The organism is Aeromonas sp. DNP9 (genome assembly GCF_001728955.1).
GTDB lineage: Bacteria > Pseudomonadota > Gammaproteobacteria > Enterobacterales > Aeromonadaceae > Aeromonas > Aeromonas veronii.
This window is the reverse complement of record NZ_LYSQ01000006.1, coordinates 36,170-52,676: the sequence shown is the minus strand read 5'-3', so window position 1 is coordinate 52,676 and position 16,507 is coordinate 36,170. Positions and strand designations below refer to the sequence as shown.

Sequence of the window (16,507 nt, the reverse complement as noted above, 5' to 3'; positions counted from 1 at the left end):
AATCACGGCAACCTGTTAGGCTCACGCCCGTATGACACCAATGGAGCTGTAATCATGAATAAGGCACATATGATGGCCGCTGGTGCGCTGGCCCTCGGCCTGCTCGCCGGCTGCAATCAGGGCAATACCCTCTCAGTCACTGGTGGCGAACCGGTCAGTTACCAGTGCGAACAGGGCAAGAAGGTGCAGGTGCGCTACTTCTCTCTCTCCGACGAAAGCCTCAGCTTTATCAAGCTGTCACTGCCGGACGGCAAGGATTACACCCTGCCCCAAGCCATTTCGGCCTCCGGCGCCCGCTATACGGACGAACATGAGGCCGTCTGGTGGAACAAGGGGGATGAGGGCTTTGTCGAGCTTCGGGATCAGGATGGCGAGTGGCAGACCGCCTACAACGACTGCAAACAGCAATAAACGTGACCCCGGCCTGGCCGGGGTCTCTCTTTACTCTGGCATCAGAGTGGTGGGGGATCAGTTGATCTCGATCTCGAAGCGGTTGGTCACCTCGACCGGAATGGCATCCGGGTTGCCCTCTGCCGGGCTGTAGCGGATCCGCGAGAGGGTCGCCAGCGCGCTCTGCTCCAGCTCGCCGGGGGGCTCGGCCGCCACCACTTCCGGCTTGACCGGCGTGCCGCTGGCGTCGATTTGATAGCGCACTTCCACATACCCCTTGACCGGTTTGGCCGGCAGGGCGGGCTCGTCATTGCCAAGCCATGACCATTGCTTCTCCTGAACCCAGTAGCTGGACAACTGCTCGAGAGGGATAGCGATCGGAGCGCGCTCGTGCGCTACCTCCTGACGGGATGAGCACCCCAGCAACAGTGTCACTGCCAGACCTGACCATACTGCGACTTTCCACTTCATGTAACGCTCCTTGTTCTCTGCCGGTGCTTGTTGCCGGACTGCGGGCCGCTCAACTCGCGCCCTTTTGGTCAGTCACCCATCCTAACGAAAAAGTATTCGTATGAACATGAACAAAAGGGCCAACCCCGAGAGGTTGGCCCTTTTATCGTCAATAAGCTCACTAACCAGCCTCTGGCATCAGCCGCGCTTGTCGCTCACCACCAGCCAGAGCGCATGGACCATGCCCGGCAGACCGCCCATCAGGGTCAGCACAATGTTGATTAAAAAGTGCAGGCTAAAGCCCACCTGGATAAAAGCGCACACCGGGGGCAGGAAAATGGCCAGCAGGATCTTGAGCAGATTGTTCATCTCGGCTCTCCTTTTCAAAAAAGTCGTCAGGATTGGAATGAGCTAACCATAAACATCCCGGACTTCAACTGCAAACCAGACAGGGAATTCGCTCACCCGCATCACGCCAGGCATTGAGATCGTGGATCTGCTGATTGCTGCTGCCACGCCAGAGCAGGCCGGGGTCAGCCAACTCCTTTTCAAACTTGCCATCCACCAGCACATCCAGCAAGGCCACCAGCTCGCGCTGGGCCTCTGACAGTTCGCCGAGCAGATAACCGGTCCAGCACCAGATATCCTTGCCCGGACACTCGGCGCGCACCCGTTTCACCAGCGCCAGCACGTGGGGCACGTTGGTCGGGTGGAGCGGATCGCCGCCGGAGAGCGACAGACCTCGCCGTTTGATGCGGCTGTCGTTGAGATCCGCAATGACGCGATCGCTCATCGCCTGATCGAACGGCTTGCCGCCATCGAGCCGCCAGGTGCTCTGGTTGTAGCAACCCGGGCACTGGTGCTCGCAGCCCGAGACAAACAGGGTGGCACGGGTGCCGGGGCCATTGATCACATCGACCGGGTAGTATTGGTGGTAGTGCATTGCTTGTTTCCTGCCTCGTTCACGGGACTGCGGCATAACTGCCGCCCTCCAATGAAAATGGCCCCTTGAATCAGGGGCCAGCTCTTCATCGCCTGTGCGCTTACATATGTTTGACGCGGCGCTTCACCTCTTCCTGCTTGCCCGCATTGAAGGGGCGCGCATCCGGGCTGCCGAGGTAGCCGCAGACACGGCGGGTCACCGACACCTTGGCGGGGTCGTGGTTGCCGCAGCGCGGGCAGGTAAAGCCCTTGGAGGTGCACTCGAACTCGCCGGTAAAGCCGCAGTCGTAGCACTCGTCGATGGGGGTGTTGGTACCGTAGTAGGGCACCTTGTCATAGCTGTAGTCCCAGACGTTTTCGAGCGCTTCCAGATTGTGCTGGATGTTGGGGTACTCGCCGTAGCAGATGAAGCCGCCGCTGGCGATGGGCGGATAGGGCGCCTCGAAGTCCAGCTTGTCGTACGGGTTGACCTGTTTCTCCACATCGAGGTGGAAGCTGTTGGTGTAGTAACCCTTGTCGGTCACGCCGGATACCACACCAAACTCCTTGGCATCGATGCGGCAGAAACGGGTGCAGAGGTTCTCGCTCGGGGTGGAGTAGAGGCTGAAGCCGTAGCCAGTCTCCTCTTTCCACTCATCGATGGCTGCCCTGAGACGGGCGATGATGGCGATGGCCTTCTGTTGCAGCTCGGCGCTGTCAAACAGGTGAACCTTGTCACCAAACAGGGCGTTGATGGTCTCGTGAACCCCGATATAACCGAGGGAAATGGAGGCACGACCGTTCTTGAAGATCTCGCTGACGTTGTCGTCCGCCTTGAGGCGTACGCCGCAAGCCCCTTCCATATAGAGGATCGGTGCGACCCGCGCCTTGACGCCATCCAGACGGGTGATGCGGTACATCAGCGCCTTCTTGGCGACCCGCAGGGAGGCATCGAGACGATCCCAGAAGTCCGCTTCGTCACGGGATTTCAGGGCAATGCGCGGCAGGTTGAGGCTCACCACCCCCAGGTTGTTGCGACCTTCGTGGATCAGCTCTCCATTCTCCTCGTAGGCACCGAGGAAGGATCGGCAACCCATGGGTGTCTTGAAGGAGCCGGTCACCTTGACCACCTGGTCGTAGTTGAGGATATCCGGATACATCCGCTTGGAGGCACACTCCAGCGCCAGCTGCTTGATGTCGTAGTTGGGATCGCCCTGCTTGTGGTTGAGGCCATCCTTGATGGCGAACACCAGTTTCGGGAACACAGCGGTCTTCTTGTTCTTGCCAAGACCAGCGATACGGTTGCTGAGGATGGCGCGCTGGATCATCCGCGACTCCCAGCTGTCCCCCAAGCCAAAGCCAAAGGTGACAAACGGGGTCTGACCGTTGGCGGTGTGCAGGGTGTTGACCTCGTACTCCAGCGACTGGAAGGCGTCGTAGCACTCTTTCTCGGTGCGGGCCATGGCGTAGGCTTCCACATCGGCAATGCCCCACTCTTCGGCCACTTCGCGGTGCTTCTGCCAGCTGATGGTCACATAGGGTGCCAGTACTTCGTCGATGCGGTTGATGGTGGTGCCGCCATAGATGTGGCTCGCCACCTGGGCGATGATCTGGGCGGTCACGGCGGTGGCGGTGCTGATGGATTTCGGGGTATCGATCTCCGCATTGCCCATCTTGAAGCCGTGGGTCAGCATCCCTTTCAGATCGATCAACATACAGTTGAACATCGGGAAGAAGGGCGAGTAGTCGAGATCGTGGAAGTGCAGATCACCGCTCTCGTGGGCCTGAACCACATCACGGGGCAGCATGTGGCTGGTGGCATAGTGCTTGGCGACGATACCGGCCAGCAGGTCGCGCTGGGTCGGGATCACCTTGGAGTCTTTGTTGGCATTCTCGTTGAGCAGGGCGGCGTTGGTCTGCTCGACCAGACCGCGAATCTCTTGCGCCAGACGGCCGCGCGCCTCGCGAGCCTGATCCCTGTCGTGGCGATATTCGATATAGGCACGGGCGATGGCCTTGTCGTCGGAAGCCATCAGGTGGTTTTCGACCCGGTTCTGGATCTCGTGGATATCAACTTCACCACGCCCTTCCAGCTCCTGACTCACCGCATTGGCAATGCGGGAGGCGAGTGCCGGATTGGCCTGATTGACCGCTTCCGCCGCACGGCTGACCGCCTCTGCAATCAGCTGGGCATTGAATGGTGCGCGACATCCGTCACGTTTGATCACAACCGGTTTCATGGATTTTCCCCGTTAAAAGGCCAGGCATTTGCCTCTGGCTCACCCTTGTTGGGCCCCCCTCCCGGCATCTCGTCCTGGACGCAAATAAATTCAGCCGAGGCTTGACAAACCTGGGCTGAAGATAGGAAGGGAACAGCTTATACACAGCTTAATAACACAACATATAGGGATTAAAAACGAATGCATCCCTATATGTGGTGTCTATTAGGCACCAAAGCGAAGCCTCATTTCTTGATCCAGAACAGGTTTTTCAGCGAGCGGGACAGTTCACGACCAACCAAAAAGAGCTCCATTCAAATCCAATCTCAGGCAGAGTGCGGGCTGGCGTCCGATCCACCCACCCGAAAAAAAAATCGCCCCCCGCCGCACCGGTTTCGAGATGACAGCGTCAACCAAAACCACCCATACTGAACAAGAACTCTCTCCCCTCGACAAGGGATAACCCATGCGCATCTCCCTGCTGTTGCTACTGCTATCCACCCTCTCACTGCCGCTCTGGGCTGCCAACATTCTGGTGATCAGCAGCTACCATCCCGAATACCTTTGGGACCAAAGCTACAACAAAGGACTGCTCGATGGCTTACAGGGGGAGCACAAGATCACTCACTTCTATATGGACACCAAACGCCATCCACGGGAGAAGTTCGACGAGATCGCCCAGCAAGCCATCGCCTTTTATCTGAAGAGCAAACCGGATCTGGTGGTACTGGGGGATGACAATGCCATCAACTATCTGGCCAACGAGATCGCCTCGCTGGGTACCCCGGTGGTATTTCTTGGCATGAACGAGAATCCGCGCCTCAAGGGCTTTGTCGGCCACCCCAAGATCACCGGCGTGCTGGAGCGCCCCCTGCTCAAGCGCAACATCAGCGAAATAAGCCAGATGATGGGGGGGCTCGACAAGGCACTGGTGCTGTTTGATTCCAGCAATGTGGCCCTCACTGCCATTGAGGATGAATTCAAGACCCAGACCGAGCTGCGGGTCGGCCAGACCCGGATCAACAGCCAGCTGATGGGGGATTACAGCCTCTGGCAGGAGGCAGTGCTCAACGCCAAGAAAAACGGCTATCAGGCGATCTTCCTCGGCCTCTACCACACGCTGGTCGACGACAATGGCAAGCATGTGAGCGAAAAGACGGTGCTGGAGTGGACTAGCGCCAACACGCCGGTGCCGCTCTTCTGTTTCTGGGAATTTACCGTCGGCAAGGGGATGGCCATCGGCGGGCTGGTGCTGGACGGCCACGATCAGGGGATACAGGCCGCCAGCCTCATCAACACCATTCTGGCGGGCACCCTGCCCCGAACCATCTCCCCGCGCGCAGCACTGCGCGGCGAATATGTCTTCAGCAAGAGCGAGCTGGCCCGCTGGCAGCTCACAGTACCCGACAAATGGCGCCACAAGATCCTCTGGCGTGAGTAACCGCCGAAACAAAAAAGAGAACCCGGCCATGCCGGGTTCTCTTTTATCGGGTGCTGCGGTTAGCAGGCTTGGTGAGGGCTATCAGCCCTGCAACGCCTGTTGCAGCTCCTCTTCGGTCCAGATGGTAATGCCGAGCTCCTGGGCCTTGGTCAGCTTGGAACCGGCCGCTTCCCCCGCGACCAGCACATCGGTCTTGGCAGATACCGAACCCGCCACCTTGGCCCCCAGCGCCTGCAGCGCCGCCTTGGCGTCGTTGCGCGACAAGGTGGTCAGGGTGCCGGTCAGCACGAAGGTCTTACCGGCAAAGGGTTGCTCCGCGGCCTCTTTCTTCTCGATAGCCGGCCAGTGGATGCCGGCAGCCAGCAGAGCCTCCAACACCTCCACGTTGTGGGGCTGGCGCAGGAAGTAGTAGACATGCTTGGCCACCACATCGCCCACATCGGCCACTTCGAGCAGCTGCTCCACCGAAGCCGCGCGCAGGGCATCCAGGGTGAGGAAGTGGTTGGCAAGGTTGAGCGCAGTCGCCTCCCCCACTTCGCGGATCCCCAGAGCAAACAGGAAGCGCGGCAAGGTGGTGCTGCGCGCTGCATCGATTGCGGCTACCAGATTGAGGGCCGATTTTTGCCCCATCCGCTCAAGACCTGCCAGCTGGATGGCATTGAGGCTGAAGAGATCGGCGGGAGTCTTCACCAGCCCCTTGTCTACCAGCTGCTCGACAATCTTGTCGCCAAGGCCATCCACATCCATGGCACGACGGGCAGCGAAGTGCTTGATCGCCTCCTTGCGCTGCGCCTCGCAGAACAGGCCACCGGAGCAGCGGGCAACCGCTTCCCCTTCCAGCCGCTCCACCGCAGAACCACAGACAGGACACTCGGTCGGGAAGAGGATCGCGCGGGCATCGCTTGGGCGCTGCGCCTCCACCACGGCGACGATCTGCGGGATCACATCCCCTGCCCGGCGCACGATCACGGTATCGCCAATCATCACGCCGAGGCGCTCAATCTCGTCGGCGTTGTGCAAGGTGGCGTTGGAGACAGTCACGCCGCCGACAAACACCGGCTTGAGCTTGGCTACCGGGGTCACGGCGCCGGTGCGGCCGACCTGGAACTCGACGTTCTCAAGCTCTGTCATCTCCTCCTGCGCTGGAAATTTGTGGGCGGTCGCCCAGCGCGGGGCGCGGGCCACAAAGCCCAGCTCTTCCTGCAGGGGGATGGCATCCACCTTGTAGACCACGCCGTCGATCTCATAAGGGAGCTCGCCACGACGGGCCAGAATGTCGTCATGGAACGCCTGACAACCGGCGGCCCCCTCTTTGAGCTTCACCTCGGGACTGAGCGGCAGCCCCCACTCCTTGAGCTGATTGAGGCGACCAAAGTGAGAGTCACCGAGCAGCTCGCCGCCAACACCGACACCGTAAGCGTAAAAGCTCAGGGGACGGCTGGCGGTGATGCGTGAATCGAGCTGACGCAGGCTGCCAGCAGCGGCATTGCGCGGGTTGACGAACACCTTCTCGCCTGCGGCCAGCGCCTTGGCGTTCATCGCCTCGAAACCGGCCTTGGGCATAAAGACTTCGCCACGCACCTCCAGCCGCTCGGGCCAGCCAGTGCCACGCAGCGCGAGCGGAATGGCCTTGATGGTGCGCACGTTCTCGGTGATCTCCTCACCGGTGGCGCCATCGCCCCGGGTGGCCGCCTGCACCAGCTGACCATTTACATAGAGCAGGCTCACCGCCAGGCCATCGAGCTTGGGCTCGCAGCAGAAGGTGAAACGCACGTCACGCTTGAGGCGATCGCTCATCCGTTGTTCGAACGCCTGCAGCTCTTCGCTGCTAAAGACGTTGTCCAGACTGAGCATGGGGATCTCGTGGCGCACCTGACTGAACGCCGTCAGCGGCTGACCGCCGACCCGCACGCTGGGTGACGCCGGGGTTTTCAGCTCGGGATGGTCGGCCTCCAGCGCAATCAGTTCGCGCATCAGGCGATCGTATTCGGCATCCGGCACTGTGGGGTTATCCAGCACATAGTACTGGTGACCATATTCGGTAAGCAGTTCACACAATTGACGGTGGCGGGAGAAGGTGTCGCTCATGAAAAAGTCTCGAAGTGTGATTGAACATCCGGCCGGGGTAGAAACAAAAATGCGGTACCAGGGTACCGCACTTTTTCTTCACTCGACCCGCATGGCGTATTAGTCGCGGCTGGCCTCGTAGGCAGCCAGCTCGTGACGGTAACGGGCAATGGTCTCGTCGCTCAGCGGGCTGCGATCCATATCGGTCAGCATGGCATCGAGATCGCTGGCCAGCTGATCGGCAGCCTGCAGCATATCCTCGAAGGCAAACGCGGCATTGCTGCGCAGCGGCAGTTGCATAAACAGGGAGACACCCGGCGTGGTGAACTGCTCCATCCGGTACGGATTGAAGGTACCCGGCTTGACCATGTTGATCATGGAGAAGAGCACTTCACCCTTGCCGTTGGGATCTTCGTGACGGTGGAAAATATCCATCTCGCCAAACTTGAAACCCAGCGCCATCAGGGATGAGAGCAGGGTTGCACCTTGCAAGTCGTGACCCGGACGGCCCATCAGGTTGATGACATAGACATCCTGCCAGATCTTCTCGACCGGCTGGGGCGCCATGCGCGGCTCTTCAACCACAGGTGCAGGTGCCACATAGGCCGGCTCTTCATAAACAGGCTCGGGAGCCACATGACGGGGCTGCGGCTGATATTCCGGCTCGGGAGCACGCACCGGTTCTGCACGCACGGTGTCGGCGGTACGGACTGTCTCTGCACGGGCACCAAAAGTCGGAGCGGTCGCGTAAGCGGGCTCAACCAGCGGCTCGTCATCCAGCGACTGCATCATGGGCTCGCGCTGGGGACGGGAACGGTAGACCGGGGTACGACGATTGACCTGAGCAGGTTTGCGCACCGGCGCGGCGGGCGCCTCGTCGATCTCCTCGGGCAGCGGTTCGTCGAACGCTTCCTCCTCTTCATAGACAGGAGGCGGCGGAACCGGGCGGGCAGCAGGCTTGCGCACTACGGGCGGCGGCAGATCGTCCTCGTCATCTTCATCATCAAAGGCGGGGACGGCAGGGCGACGACCGAGTTCCGGCTGGCGGCTCTCTTCACTGCGCAGCTTGGGCTCGGCACGACGGCCACCACTGACCACACGTACCTGGCCGATGCCATCGCTGTCGAAGGCGTCGTTATCACGATCCCGCGACTTGGAGTCCATCCGTCCAATCGGTTTCTCTTTGATCGGTGCCTGACGATTCTTTTTGTTGCTCCACAACCCGTGAATGAGCAATGCCGCAATAGCAATACCGCCCAGGGCAACCAAGATGTAACGCAATTCCTGCATTAGCTGCTTCTCTTTCTAGTTTTGCTCAGCCAAAGCGACGGCTTCACCGATATCGACCGACACAATGCGAGAAACCCCGGGCTCTTGCATCGTGACGCCAACCAGCTGCTCAGCCATCTCCATGGAGACCTTATTATGACTGATGTAAACGAACTGTACTGTGCTCGACATCTCTTTGACAAGAGAACAGAAGCGACCGACGTTCACTTCATCGAGCGGTGCATCCACCTCATCCAGCAGACAAAAAGGTGCTGGGTTGAGTCTGAAGATGGCAAAAACCAGCGCAAGCGCGGTTAACGCCTTCTCCCCCCCGGAAAGCAGGGCAATGGTAGCATTCTTCTTACCCGGAGGTCTCGCCATGATGCTCACTCCGGCCTCCAAAAGATCATCTGAGGTGAGCTCAAGCCAGGCACTGCCCCCACCGAACACTTTTGGAAACAGGGATTTTAAATCTTCGTTGACCTTATCGAAAGTGTCCCGGAACCGTATTTGTGTCTCTTTATCAATTCTTTTAATGGCTTGGCTCAAGGTTTCCAGCGCTTGCTCGAGATCCTGACACTGATTTTCAAGATAGGTTGCCCGGGTTTTCGCCTCTTCGTACTCCTCCAGCGCCGCCAGGTTGATGGCGCCGAGCGCCTCCACTTGCGCCTCCAGGGTCTGGATCTCCTGCCGCAGCTTGCTGCGATCAGCGGCGATCAACACCGCCTGATCGAGATCTACCAGTCGAACCCCCAGCTCTTCGAACTGCTCGTGCAACCCCTGTCGACGGGTGAGGTTGCGTTCACGCTCAAGGCGCAGGGTTGCCAGCTTCTCTTGCAACGTCACTAGCTGCTTGTGATCGGCACTTCTGGCCTGTTCCAGCTCGGTCAGCTGGCGCTCCAGCTCCGCAAGCCGTTGATGGCAGGCGAGCTGCTGCGCCTCCAGATTGCGCTGCTCGGCCAGCAGGGGCGCCAGATCCGGCACTGCTTCACTATCCGGCCCTTTCAACCCGGCCAGCTCCAGCCCGAGCCTCGCCAACTCCTCTTCGCCCAGGGTAATGAGTTGACGCAGATTGCCCAACTCCAGTTGCAAACGCTGGCAGGCCGCTTGTTGCTGCTCGCGGCGCACACGGGCCTCGTCGACCGCCCGCTCGCAGCGGGTCAACAGCTCCTGAGCAACCAGCAACCCTTGCGTCAACGGCTCCCCCTGCTCCTGCAACTCGGCAAGGCGCGCCTCATCGAGTTCCAGTTGTTCACGGGCGCTGGCCAGTCGCTCTGCCTCTTCGGCCTGCTCCTGATCAAGCCGGATCAGCTCTTCGCCGAGCTGACCGAGCCGCTGCAACCGCTCCTGCCGCTGACCCTGTTGCAGGCTCCAGGCTTCGCGCAGTTGTTGCCATTTCTGCTCTTGCTCGCGCAAGGTTCGCTGCGACAACTCCTGCGCACTGGCAAGCTGGGCGCGCCGGGCATCGGCTGAGACAAGTTGCTCGCTCAGCTGTGCCAGCCCCGCGGCAACCTTATCCTGCTCGGTATGCAACCGCTCACGCTCACCGAGCAGCGCCATGGTGCCAAGCGCCGCGCCCTGCCCCAGATCTGCCCAGTTTGGCCCCAGCCAGTCGCCAGCAGGAGTCAGTACCGACTCACCGGCTGCCAGGCTTGGCTGGCGGGCCAATGCGGCTTCCCGGCTCTCCACCAGCCAGATGGCGTTGAGGAAGGCAGGAATATGCTCACCGCCCAGTTGCGCCGCCAGCGTACCGGCAACCGCCGGTTGTGCCGGGCCAATCCAGAGCCCCTCTTGCGCCAGATTGCACTCGTCCGCCGGCGTTGCGGTGAGCCAGCGACCCAGCACTTTATCGAGTGCCTGTGCCCATTCGGGGGCAACCTGCAACCGGTCGGCCAGAGTCGCCCCCTCCATCTGTTCGCCGAGGATCTGATCCAGGGTCGCCAGCCGCGCCTCCAACTCCCGCTGCAGGCTCAACTGCTGGCCATGCTGCTGCTTGAGTTGTTCATGGGCGTCGACCGCCTGCGCCAGCTGCTCGGTCAGCTCGCCATTGGCAGCCCTCGTCAGCTCCAGCTCACCACTCAGGGCATCGAGGGTAGGTTGCAGGTCATCGGCCTCAGCGCCGAGGGGGCCAGCGCGTTCATCTTCCAGCTTGAGGCGGGCCAGCCGGGTCTTGGCTTGCAGCTCCTGCAGGCCACCCAACCGGGTGCGGGTCTGGTTGAGCTGCCCCTGCAACCCGGCCAACTGTTGCTGCCACTGCTGCTGGCGCAAGCGAGCCTGTTCCAGCTGCTCGCTGGCGTGCTGGCGGGCCTCCTGCTGCTCGGTGAGCAACTGCTCACACTGCTCCAGCCGGGCGCTCTCCTGCTCGGCGCGCAATACCCCTTCGGTCAACTGATCCTGCTGGCTGGCAAGCTGCGCCTTGCGGGTAGCAATCCGCTCGCCCAGTGCCTGAGCTCGGGCCTGCCAGTCGCGCCCCAGTTCACTCTGGTGCAGTTGCTGTTGTTCGAGGCGGGCGATGGCTTGCCCACCGAGAAAAATCTGTTGCTGACGGCTCGCCTGCTCGGCTTGCGCCTCTTGTCTGGCGACCGACAGGGTGACGTGGCGCCCCTCATCGGCGGTACGCTTGGCATCGAGCGCCGCCAGCGCCTGCTCGGCCTGTGCCAGCTCTGTTTTGGCCTCGCCAAGGCGCGTCTCCAGCGCCCACAATTCGGAGCCAATCAGCTCGGCACGAGCGGCGCGCGAACGACTCTTGAGCTGTTTGTAGCGTTCGGCCGTTTCGGCCTGGGCTTTGAGGTGGTCAAGGCGCGAACCCAGCTCGCCGCGAATATCGCCGAGGCGCTCCAGGTTCTCCTGAGTGTGGCGAATGCGCTGCTCGGTCTCGCGGCGCCGCTCCTTGTAGCGGGAGACCCCGGCGGCTTCTTCCATAAAGAGCTTGAGATCGGCCGGACGCGACTCCACCAGTCGGCTGACGGTGCCCTGTTCGATGATGGCGTAGCTGCGGGGGCCAAGACCGGTGCCGAGGAAGAGGTCGGTCACATCCTTGCGGCGGCACTTCTGGCCGTTGATCTGATAGTGGTTGGAGCCGTCGCGCAGCACTTCGCGGCGCACCGAGATCTCGGTAAAGCGGCCGAACTCGCCGGGCACCCGGTTATGGGGATTGTCGAACACCAGCTCCACCGAGGCGCGCCCGTGCGCACTACGGTTGATTGAGCCGTTGAAGATGACATCGGTCATGTTCTCGCCGCGAAGATGGCGGGCGGAGCTCTCCCCCAGTACCCAGCGCACCGCGTCGATGACGTTGGATTTGCCACAGCCATTGGGGCCCACCACGGCGGTCATGTCTGCCGACAGTTCGATGCGGGTCGGCTCGACGAACGACTTGAAGCCGGCGAGTTTGATCAGTTTCAGACGCATGGCGACCTGTATCAGTGGCTAATTAAAGAGGAGGCGGGCAGGTGACTTTACCAAATCCAGACCCGGCTTTGTTTGTAATATGCAGGCATCATCCCCATTCATGCCCGATTTTTGGTCGCCACGGCACGAAATAAGGAATAGTCGGCGACTTTACCAAATCAAAGGCTTGTTTGTAATATGCTGGCAGTTCTCCCATGCATAGATGGAGCTCACATGAGCCAATCACCCCATATGGTCAAAGATTCAATCAGCGGTGCAGACTATTTCCTGCGCGGTTTTTCCCTCATTCGCCAACCGGGCATCCGCACCTTTGTGCTGATCCCCCTGCTGGTCAACTTCGTGCTGTTTGCCGGGGCCTTCTATGCCCTGCTGCTGCAACTGGACGGCCTATTCGCATGGCTCCATCAGCAGATCCCCGCCTGGCTCGACTGGCTGGACTACCTGCTCTGGCCCATCGCCCTCATTACCATACTGGTGGTCTTCTCCTTTATCTTCAGCTCGGTCGCCAACTGGGTAGCCGCCCCCTTCAACGGTTTGCTGGCGGAGAAGGTGGAGCAGATCCTCACCGGTCAGCCCGCCAATGACAGCGGCATGCTGGATATCGTCAAGGATGTGCCACGCACCTTCGGCCGCGAATGGACCAAGCTGAAGTATTACCTGCCCAAGGCCATCGGCTGCCTGATCCTGTTCCTGATCCCGGTGGTGGGCCAGACCCTGGCGCCGGTGCTCTGGTTCCTGTTCAGTGCCTGGATGATGGCGATCCAGTATGTGGATTATCCCTTCGACAACCACAAGATCGACTTCATCACCATGCGCGATGCCTTGAAGCAACGCCGCGGCAAGTGCCTCAGCTTCGGCGCTCTGGTGACCCTCTTCTCCGCCATTCCGGTGGTGAACCTCTTCGTAATGCCGGTTGCCATCTGTGGCGCCACCGCCATGTGGGTCGATCACTACCGGCAGGAGCAGTTGGGGCGCTAACCCTTGAACATTGATTAGAAAAAGGCACCCGAAACGGTGCCTTTTTCGTATTTAGCATGAATTAAATTAATGCATGCATTCGATAGCTTGTCCCATATGACACGAGTTGGTAGGATTCTGGCCTTTCTCGTTCCCTGGAATATCTCATGTTACATGCACTCTTCTTGGTGGGCCTGGTGGCCGAAGGGATGACCGGCGCGCTGGCCGCGGGTCGGCGACGGATGGATCTGTTTGGTGTGGTGATCATCGCCTCGGCGACGGCCATCGGTGGTGGCACCATCCGCGATGTGCTGCTCGGCCACTATCCGCTGCTCTGGATTGAGCATCCGGAATATGTGCTGCTGGTTGCCGCAGCTGCGATGGCGGGTGTGGTCTCCGCCCCCCTGATGCGTTACCTCGGCAAGCTGTTCATGGCCCTCGATGCCCTGGGACTGGTGGTCTTCTCCATCTTCGGTGCGGCCCGAGCGCTGGATATGGGCCACGGCGCCGGTATTGCCTGCATCATGGCGGTAGTGACCGGGGTCTTTGGCGGGGTGCTGCGGGATCTGCTCTGCCAGCGGATTCCACTGGTATTTCGTCGCGAGCTCTATGCAGCCATTTCGCTGATCACCGCAGCCCTCTACTGTCTGGCGCTGGATCAGGGCTTGCCCACCAACTGGGCCGCGTTCGGTTCCATCGGGATCGGCTTTGTGCTGCGGCTGCTGGCGGTACGCTTCAAGTGGGGTCTGCCCACCTTCAACTACCAGTACGCGACCCACTGAGTGCGCCAGCTTCTGGCGAGGCGGGTTGGATTACGAACAACAAAAAAGCGCCCGATTGGCGCTTTTTTCATGGACGTTCTGCGGCTCAGTTAATCCCTTCCGAGCTGAAGAAGGTCGCCTTGTCGGCGATAAAGCGGATCTTGATGTTCTTCCCTTCCCCGCCCCAGAGGCAGCTGGTGGTGCCCAGCGCATCATCACAGCGCTCCGCCTTGCCCAGAATGGTGCTGGCCTCGGCGTAACTCATCCCCATCTTCAACTGGTCGTAATTTTCACGGTTGAGCTTGCTGCAACCGGTCAACAACAGGGCGATCAGGCCGCCAATCACTATCTTTTTCATCGCTATCTCCTCTCTGGTGGGAAGAGCTTGGCAGCTTGCCAACCCCTTTACCAGCTGCGCACCGGGCCGGTATCGAGGTGAACGAAGTTATCACGGGGATAGTAACCAACCCCACCCACCTTGAGCTGGAGCGCCGCCTTGCGCAGATGGGCCAGCTGTACGCCGGGGATCCGCACATCCACCGCCTGCCCCAGGGTGTGGTAGCTGTGCTTGGCCACGCCGCGGCTCTTGTGGCGCTTCTGACGATTGGTCGCCGGGGCGCGATAGCCGGAGATCAGCTGGATTTCGCTGCGCCGGCCCAGCTTGTGCTGCAACAGAAACAGTTGATCAAACAGCTTCTTGTCGATGTTGAACACTTCATTGCGCCGGTAATCGCGGAAGATGTGATTGAGCTCGGCCAACCCGTCGCTCAGATAGTGGCCATTTTCCCAATAGCTGGCGCGCACCCGCTCGCCGGTATTGAGATTGAAGAAACTGAGTTCACGCCCGGTGGTACTGCGGCTGGCCAGTGCAGGGAAGGAGATCAGCGAGCTGCCCAGCAGGCAACCGGCTCCCAGCAACAGGCGACGTCGACTTATCTCTTGTTCCAGCATAAGGGGTTCGTCCATCGCAGATTCAAGCGAAAATAGTTGAATAAGATCACTGACTGAATGTGATACAGGCGCTTGAAACTACCCTCCGGCGGGGGGGCCTGTCAAACCTCAATCGCCCATAGAAAAGCCCGGCACAGGCCGGGCTTTTCACTCTGTGGCTGGGATCACAGCAGGCGGCTCTGGAAGCTGACCCGATCAAATCCGTAGATGTCGTTACGCAGTTGCTGGCGACCATTTTCGTCGATCCAGCTGCTCCAGTAGACGGTAAAGACCGGGATAGGCGTGGTGAGCGGCAACCATTTGGTCTGGCTCTCCTTGAGGATATTGGCCACCTTGTCTGGCTGATAGCGGGAGTCCGCCAACAACAGCTCGGCCAGATCGTCCGCATGTTCCACCCGGATGCAGCCCGAACTGAAGGCGCGCGCCCCCTGTTCGAACAGCGCCTTGCGCGGGGTGGAGTGCAGATAGATGGCGTCATTGTTGGGCAGGTAGAACTTGTAGCGCCCCAGGGCGTTGTGATCCCCCGGCTTTTGCCGCAGGCGATAGGGGAAACCGGCGGCCAGCGCCTGATGCCACCCCTCTTCGGTGAACTGGACCGGATTGCCCTCGCTGTCGATCACCTCGAACTGCTCGCGACTCAAGTACGCGGGATCCCGACCCAGCTTGGGCAGGATGTCCTTGCTCAGGATGGAGCGCGGCACATGCCAGGAGGGGTTGAGCACGATGGAGCGAATTTCGCTGGCCAGAATGGGAGTTGCCCGCTGCTCCTTGCCAACGATGACCCTGCTGGTAAACACCTCGTTGCCGGAATCCACCACACTCAGACGGTAGTCGGGAATATTGACCAGCACGTAGCGGCCACCGGCGAGCTGATCCACCAGATCACGACGCCACAGGTTGCGCAGCAGCAGGCTGGCGCGCACTTGCGGGCCGGTATTGAGCCAGGAGCGGGTCTGACGACCGATAATGCCGTCCGCGGTGAGACCGTGACGACGCTGGAACTGTTTGATGGCCTGCTCGGTATCACCATCGTAAATCTGATCAGCATGACTCGGGGCGCTGTCGCCCAGCTCGTTGAGCATGGCGCGGATTTGGCCGAGCTCGGCGGAGCTCTCTCCGGCACGCAGGGTCGGCATATCAAGGGTCGGCCACTTGCTGGCCATCGGCATCGCCAGCAGTTTGTGCACTTTGGCCCGCACCGCCTCGTATTCCGCCACCTGAGGGCGCAGGGATTTCACCTGAGTGAGCAGGTCATCATCGCTGGGCTGGGTCACCACAGGGCGGTTCAAATCGAGCTTGAGGGTCTTCATCTGCTCGCGAGAAACCAGATCCATCCCCCGCCAGGCGTGCTGGAAACGGCTCAGCTTGGTAAAAATGTCGTCATAGATGGCGCCACGCTTGTCTGCAGGAGTGGCCTGCAGGCGCTTCCACAGCGTGAAAAAATCGGGATGCAGCTGGGCCAGCACAGCCTCTTGCAACTGCTGCTCCAGCTCGATACGGGCCTGTTCGGCCTGACTGCCCTGATACCAGTCGTGTCCGGTTTCACTGGCCGCCACCACAACTTGTGCTTCGGTCGCATGTACCGCGCCAGCGGGCAAACATCCCAGCCACACCAGATTGGCAAGAGCCAGCCAATACTTCATCCCCATGGGTACCTCAAAACGGTTTGT

General features: G+C 60.4%; 14 protein-coding genes. 4 read left to right on the top strand and 10 right to left on the bottom strand.

The annotated features are described in order from the left end of the window. Positions 1–54: 54 nt before the first annotated feature. Complete coding sequence (locus tag A9G06_RS05590; protein WP_069554536.1) at positions 55–411, top strand: MliC family protein; 357 nt, start codon at positions 55–57, stop codon at positions 409–411. A gap of 57 nt (positions 412–468) precedes the next feature. On the opposite strand, the gene A9G06_RS05585 is transcribed toward A9G06_RS05590, so the two are convergent. The 4 genes from A9G06_RS05585 to nrdD all read right to left on the bottom strand — a co-directional run bounded on the left by A9G06_RS05585 (position 469) and on the right by nrdD (position 4,001). Continuing rightward, the gene (locus tag A9G06_RS05585) at positions 469–861 is read right to left on the bottom strand and encodes a TonB family protein (RefSeq protein ID WP_005358848.1); all 393 of its coding nucleotides are present in this window, start codon (positions 859–861) and stop codon (positions 469–471) included. Positions 862–1,038: 177 nt separating this feature from the next. After that, positions 1,039–1,209 (bottom strand): YqaE/Pmp3 family membrane protein, encoded by a 171-nt coding sequence (locus A9G06_RS05580; RefSeq protein ID WP_005338440.1) that lies wholly within the window; start codon positions 1,207–1,209, stop codon positions 1,039–1,041. A 64-nt stretch (positions 1,210–1,273) separates the two neighbouring features. Beyond that, entirely contained in the window at positions 1,274–1,783 is a 510-nt protein-coding gene (gene nrdG, locus A9G06_RS05575) for an anaerobic ribonucleoside-triphosphate reductase-activating protein (protein WP_069554535.1), read from the bottom strand. Between the two features lie 100 nt (positions 1,784–1,883). After that, positions 1,884–4,001, bottom strand: coding sequence for an anaerobic ribonucleoside-triphosphate reductase (gene nrdD, locus A9G06_RS05570; RefSeq protein WP_042079841.1), 2,118 nt, complete (start codon positions 3,999–4,001; stop codon positions 1,884–1,886). 445 nt (positions 4,002–4,446) lie between these two features. Between nrdD and A9G06_RS05565 the strand changes: the two genes are divergently transcribed. Next, the gene (locus tag A9G06_RS05565; RefSeq protein ID WP_069554534.1) at positions 4,447–5,421 is read left to right on the top strand and encodes an ABC transporter substrate binding protein; all 975 of its coding nucleotides are present in this window, start codon (positions 4,447–4,449) and stop codon (positions 5,419–5,421) included. 81 nt (positions 5,422–5,502) lie between these two features. Here A9G06_RS05565 and ligA read toward each other — a convergent pair whose 3' ends face one another. The 3 genes from ligA to A9G06_RS05550 all read right to left on the bottom strand — a co-directional run bounded on the left by ligA (position 5,503) and on the right by A9G06_RS05550 (position 12,168). Then, the gene (gene ligA, locus A9G06_RS05560; RefSeq protein WP_069554533.1) at positions 5,503–7,509 is read right to left on the bottom strand and encodes an NAD-dependent DNA ligase LigA; all 2,007 of its coding nucleotides are present in this window, start codon (positions 7,507–7,509) and stop codon (positions 5,503–5,505) included. A gap of 99 nt (positions 7,510–7,608) precedes the next feature. Next, positions 7,609–8,778 carry a cell division protein ZipA gene (gene zipA, locus A9G06_RS05555; RefSeq protein ID WP_040066671.1) on the bottom strand — a complete coding sequence of 390 codons (1,170 nt, stop codon included), beginning with the start codon at positions 8,776–8,778 and terminating at the stop codon, positions 7,609–7,611. Positions 8,779–8,793: 15 nt separating this feature from the next. Then, positions 8,794–12,168 carry an AAA family ATPase gene (locus A9G06_RS05550; RefSeq protein ID WP_069554532.1) on the bottom strand — a complete coding sequence of 1,125 codons (3,375 nt, stop codon included), beginning with the start codon at positions 12,166–12,168 and terminating at the stop codon, positions 8,794–8,796. A 213-nt stretch (positions 12,169–12,381) separates the two neighbouring features. On the opposite strand from A9G06_RS05550, the gene cysZ reads away from it, so the two are divergent. Continuing rightward, positions 12,382–13,146, top strand: a complete 765-nt coding sequence (gene cysZ, locus A9G06_RS05545) for a sulfate transporter CysZ (RefSeq protein ID WP_005338455.1) — start codon at positions 12,382–12,384, stop codon at positions 13,144–13,146. A 146-nt stretch (positions 13,147–13,292) separates the two neighbouring features. After that, positions 13,293–13,907, top strand: coding sequence for a trimeric intracellular cation channel family protein (locus A9G06_RS05540; RefSeq protein ID WP_005338456.1), 615 nt, complete (start codon positions 13,293–13,295; stop codon positions 13,905–13,907). Between the two features lie 85 nt (positions 13,908–13,992). On the opposite strand, the gene A9G06_RS05535 is transcribed toward A9G06_RS05540, so the two are convergent. The 3 genes from A9G06_RS05535 to A9G06_RS05525 all read right to left on the bottom strand — a co-directional run bounded on the left by A9G06_RS05535 (position 13,993) and on the right by A9G06_RS05525 (position 16,486). Beyond that, positions 13,993–14,244, bottom strand: coding sequence for a hypothetical protein (locus A9G06_RS05535; RefSeq protein WP_005338457.1), 252 nt, complete (start codon positions 14,242–14,244; stop codon positions 13,993–13,995). A gap of 47 nt (positions 14,245–14,291) precedes the next feature. Continuing rightward, entirely contained in the window at positions 14,292–14,837 is a 546-nt protein-coding gene (locus A9G06_RS05530) for a DUF882 domain-containing protein (protein ID WP_005338458.1), read from the bottom strand. A gap of 164 nt (positions 14,838–15,001) precedes the next feature. Next, on the bottom strand, positions 15,002–16,486 hold the full coding sequence (locus tag A9G06_RS05525) for a L,D-transpeptidase family protein (RefSeq protein WP_069554531.1): 1,485 nt from the start codon (positions 16,484–16,486) through the stop codon (positions 15,002–15,004). Between the last annotated feature and the right edge of the window lie 21 nt (positions 16,487–16,507).